The 4,846-nt window shown below is 54.7% G+C and carries 3 protein-coding genes and 1 pseudogene; 2 read left to right on the forward strand and 2 right to left on the reverse strand.

Features of this window, described 5'->3' with window-relative positions; genetic code table 11:
- The first annotated feature begins 61 nt into the window (after window positions 1-61).
- Together C722_RS25935 and C722_RS25270 are read left to right on the forward strand one after the other, a co-directional pair.
- Window positions 62-1,081, forward strand: a complete 1,020-nt coding sequence (locus tag C722_RS25935; RefSeq protein ID WP_011914410.1) for a site-specific integrase — start codon at window positions 62-64, stop codon at window positions 1,079-1,081.
- A pseudogene (locus C722_RS25270) lies at window positions 1,078-3,240 on the forward strand (integrase). Before C722_RS25935 ends, C722_RS25270 begins: the two are co-directional and overlap by 4 nt.
- A 148-nt stretch (window positions 3,241-3,388) precedes the next feature.
- Here C722_RS25270 and C722_RS0122155 read toward each other — a convergent pair.
- Both C722_RS0122155 and C722_RS25940 read right to left on the reverse strand, forming a co-directional pair.
- Window positions 3,389-3,952, reverse strand: coding sequence for a chlorite dismutase family protein (locus C722_RS0122155; protein ID WP_026084028.1), 564 nt, complete (start codon window positions 3,950-3,952; stop codon window positions 3,389-3,391).
- Between the two features lie 23 nt (window positions 3,953-3,975).
- Window positions 3,976-4,338, reverse strand: a complete 363-nt coding sequence (locus C722_RS25940) for a cupin domain-containing protein (RefSeq protein ID WP_071534424.1) — start codon at window positions 4,336-4,338, stop codon at window positions 3,976-3,978.
- Window positions 4,339-4,846: the final 508 nt, after the last annotated feature.

Below are 4,846 nucleotides of genomic sequence, written 5' to 3' on the forward strand. Positions count from 1 at the left end.
TATTAAGTTAGGTGGAATGCTTTTGAGCTAGGCTGAATCCGTTGACGCTCAGGGGGCGCCCATGACCACCACCCCATTGCACAAGCAAGTGTTAAGTCGTTATTCCAGTGTACAAGCTTGGCTGGAGCTCTTGGGTAATCTGGGGCGTGCGCCGGCCACCCTTGACGCCTATGGCCGTGCCCTTGCGCATTACTTATTGCATTGCGAAGGGAGTGGGCTGAAACCCGAATCCGCGACATTCGAACAAGTCACGCTCTACATCCGTGAGCTGCTACCTGGCGCAAAGAGCGCGGTGGCGAATTCAACCTTGCACCAGCGGCTTACTGCTATCCGGTTGTGGTACGACCACCTCGTTTTTCAGGGTCTTTGCGAGCACAACCCCGTGCCCCGCGGACAGCATGGTCGGCTGGCCCAAGTGCCTGGACATGGAGGGTTTGTCAGGGGCTTGCTCCCACGGCTGATTAAGTTGCCAGACATTCCCACCGATGAGCAGTGGCGACACTTTCTCAGTATTGCGGCCAGGTCGTCTATCCGTGATCGACTAATGCTGTCGTTGGCGTATTTCGGGGCTCTTCGCCGTGCCGAGTTGGTGGCCTTGCGTATTGAGGATTTAGACGTTGCACACCGACTGATCTCGGTGCGAGCGGAAACGACCAAAGGCAAACGCAGCCGCGTCGTGTGCTACAGCCCAGACATTGCACCTGTCTTGATAGAGCATCTACATGCTCTTCGCGGCGCTGGCTGGATGCGAGGTTCGTTGTTTCGATCAGCATCAGATCGTAATCGAGGCTCGCCACTGTCCCGTTGGGCGTGGAGTAAAACGGTTGAAGGGTGGGCCAAGGAAGCGAAACTATCGCACCTGAGCACTCATACCTTTCGCCACCTTCGGCTTACCCATCTGGCCCGTGCGGGCTGGAAGCTCCATGAACTGACCACGTATGCTGGACATCGAGACCCCAAAACCACTTTGATTTACCTGCACCTATCTGGCGCGGATTTAACCGCAAAGATGGCGCACTCCGTCGGCAGTCTCGATGCTCGGATGTTCTGTGAACTCTTTGGGTCTGAGGCATTGCTATGAGCACCCCCTCAGTCACCCCTTATGTTCCGTTCGACGCGAGCAAGTACGTACGTCAGAGCGATCTATCGAAAATCGAGCTGAGCATACTTTCGAATCGCTCTCACCGTTCAGACTGGGGCTACCTCCAATCAGAGATACCTGAGCTCATGAGGCCGCTAGCTGATATAGCGGCGCACAGCGGCGTTTCTCAGCGATTAGCCATTTCATCAGTGGCAGTCATTCTCTGGAATGTCAGCAAAACCGGTAAACCCTACTGGTGTTGGTCTGAGTCGCAGTGGTTGACCTTGCTCAGTAATCGAGCAGGATCACGACCATATCTCGCTTCCGTTGCTTACCATCTCGGCGATTTTCGAACCCCGCAGCGTATCGCCAAATTCCGGCAGCCGGCGATATATGCTTCTTTTATCTTCGGCCATGCCGTGTTCAGACATGAGCACGTTCGCTTGAGCCAAGCGTTGAGATCGCTGGGCTACGCTGCTCGCCATCTTGAGCAGTTCCTTTCCAACGTGCCTGGGTGCCTTGATGCTGGAAAACGGCGATCCGCGGTTGGAGACATTCACCGAGGAACTGCTACTGAAGGGCCAACAGCATCGAAGCGAAGGTGTCGCGAGATCGGTCGGAAAGGTATCTCACGGCCTCGCTGCCATGGGGATTTTGGCGAAACCTTTACGCATGCGAGGCTATACCTGTTGGCGGGCGAAAAGCATCGAAGGCATCGATCCGACTTGGGCAATGTGGTGCCGTCGATGGCGAGACACTTCCACCTTGCGTCCACGCACACGTGAAAGCAATTACAGTTTTATCTTGAGGACCGGTGTCTGGCTAGCGCGCGAGCAATCAGGAATGGCGGCGCCTACCGATTGGAGCATGTCCACTTGCGCTGCATTTATTGCTGCCGTCGACCGGATGACGGTCGGTGAGTGGGCTTTGGAGTCAGCGAAGGGAACACAGCTAAAGGGGCTTGGTCAGCCTATCGCTGCCAACTCGAAGCGCGGCTTTCTACATGCCTTGCGACGATTTTTTACAGACTTTGAACTCTGGGGATGGGGTCGTTTGAAGTTCAGCCCCCGGCATCACCTCGCCACCCCGCGATCCGTGACATTCAACTCGGGTATCAGCCCGCGGGTAATTGATGACTCGACCTGGCTCAAGCTGATTTGGGCGAGTCTAAATCTTGAGCGTAGTGATCTGCTTTCGGAGATTCACTATCCGCTGTCGATGGTTCAAGCCATTGCTGTAGTGTGGACGCACGCTGGTTTGCGCAGCAATGAAATCATGCGCTTGGATAAAAGATGCGCGCATCCTCAGACCAATGATGTGGTACACGAGGATGGGACCATCGTTCCAGCAAAAACTTTATGCTATCTCGATATTCCTGCCAGCAAGACGTTCAAAGCTTTCGTCAAACCTGTAGCGGTGGTCGTGAAGGAGCGCATTGACGCCTGGCTGGAGGACAGGCCTGCTAACCAGGCCGCTTTGCTGGATGAGCGAACCGGGGAAAAAGTTAGCTACCTATTTCAGTTTCGAGGCAAGCGCATAGGCTCCAGTGTCATTAATGGCACCATCATTCCAATGCTATGCGCCAAGGCGGGTGTGCCACTGGAGGACAGTCGCGGGCGAATCACCAGCCACCGGGGACGTGCCTCCGCAGTGACGGCGCTCGCCAGCGTCCCTCAGGGCATGTCGCTGATCGAGCTAATGCAGTGGTCGGGACATAGCTCGCCGAATTCGACTTTGCATTACATTCGAATTCGGCCTACCAAGCTGGCAGCATCCTTCGTTAAAGCCGATCAAATGGCCCATATGGTCTCCGTTTTGATCGATCATGACGTAATTGTTCGCCATTCAGATGCCCCCTACACCTTCTATGACTTGGGCGACTCGTATTGTTCAAATCCCTTCTGGAGCAGCTGCCCACATCGCATGGCCTGTGCGGGGTGTGACTTCAACTTGCCGAAAGCCAGCGCAAGGGCCCAAGCATTGGAAAGCAAATCGTCTATCGGACGGTACTTGGAGGCCGTGCCTTTAACTCCCGACGAGCGAGCCATTGCCGAGGGCGACTTGGAAAAGCTGGAGAGCCTCATTCGAAAGCTGGACAATGTGCCGGCTCTAGACGGCAGGATGCCGAGGAGATCGATGAGAGAAAGAGGAGGCTATAAGTAGAAAAGTTCTTAAGCGACTAGTGGCTCGCTAGACATACCTGTCGCGTTACTCCTAAGTTATGCGACACACTAGATTTTTCGGGGTTTTGCTGGGCTGCGGGTGTCGCAGGAGTGTGCCGCACGTAGATCGAAGTTAAACCTGATGCTAGGCCGGCTCATGCACTAGCCGGATGTCGATTTCTCTGTCGACATACTGCCACTCCACCGAGGCTCGGAGTTCGGCCAGAAGCCTGTTAAAGGCCGTCTCATCAGACGGGGAATATTCGAACCAAGTCAAGAAGTCGAAGGGTTCGTTCTCGCCCAGGTCCCGACAATGGTGGAGGCGGCGGGCCACAGCAGGGAGATATTGGAGCCCGATGTGAATGTGACGGGACTGTTCCTCAAAAATCTTCCGGCGTTCGTCTTGAGACAGTCCCCACCATGAGGGGTTTTTCCGGATAGGGATCAGGGCGGCGCAGGTAGCCTCTGCTCGACCCAAGCTTGGCTGCTTCGCCACGAGACGATCCTTCTCTTCACGCACGACATAGCGCTCGTTACTCGTTATCCCGCGAAGGAGCCATTTGGTGCCCGGAGGCTGCGGCGAAACAGAGCCAGCGGCTACGTTGAGCCGTGGGATTCCAGGGAGAGGGGCTCCTGCCACGGCATTCATCGCAACAACGCGCCAAACCCCCGTTTCTCCACCAGCGAACGTAAATACTCGTGTATTCATCAGGTTCCTCTCAGGCCTTTCGCCTATTTCTCAGATAACGCAAAACCTGCACTGCCCGGCGCAACCACGGAGACAAATATGAAAGGTCCTGGACCAGAGTTCACGGCACCATGTACTTGCCCAGGTTTTGCAATGGCAATATCTCCAGCTTTAAGATGAATTTCTACGCCGTTGCCTTGATAATACTTGGCCTCACCTGAGATAACCGTCCAAGTATCTTGGCCGTGAGGATGGACATGGGCAGCTATTTCCTGCCTAGGGTAGGCGTGCCAAACTACAACGACAGAATCGTTGGTCTCCAGAACAACTGAACGGATCGGTTCGCCGTTAGACGGACGGACATATTCGTCCACCGAAAAAATCCGCGATTCCGTTTCTGCTTTCATGTTCACACTCCATTCCTGCACCGCAAGGTGACGTGCATCTGGCACTAACACCAAGACGAAGCCTTGATCTTGATGGGGGCGGAGAAGCTCGACACGCCGAACGGCATCATGAAGAGCACTTTCATGCGGCACCAACCATTTCTTTTAACGACACGAGGCTCGTATGCACATGACGATATGTACTTGAGCGCCTTTCGGAAAAGCTATGTTATAGGACGGAGACCGTCAATACTCCGTCGTGGGTAGGCATGACAGAACGGTAGGATAACGGCGACGTTTTGGTCATATGTACATGGGAGGGCGGTTCACCGCTCGGCAGGGGTGTTGTCGATGGACAGGTGTCCGCCTTCGATGTAACAGATCAGCTTTGACCGGTTACTAACAGGATGACCGGATGATCCGGTGAGCGACGGCGATCTCCTCAGAAGCTACAGCCATACCGGTTGGGTATGAGAAGCTCCAAGGGCGAGCATGGCCCGGTTCTTATTGACTTTCTATTACACATAAA

Source organism: Pseudomonas sp. 313 (genome assembly GCF_000316965.1).
Taxonomy (GTDB): Bacteria; Pseudomonadota; Gammaproteobacteria; order Pseudomonadales; family Pseudomonadaceae; genus Chryseomonas; species Chryseomonas benzopyrenica.

Bases quoted from the DNA above. Each gene is read 5' to 3' on its own strand.
- C722_RS0122155 (WP_026084028.1), bottom strand. From the start codon at position 3,952: ATGAATACACGAGTATTTACGTTCGCTGGTGGAGAAACGGGGGTTTGG.
- C722_RS25940 (WP_071534424.1), bottom strand. From the start codon at position 4,338: ATGAAAGCAGAAACGGAATCGCGGATTTTTTCGGTGGACGAATATGTC.
- C722_RS25935 (WP_011914410.1), top strand. From the start codon at position 62: ATGACCACCACCCCATTGCACAAGCAAGTGTTAAGTCGTTATTCCAGT.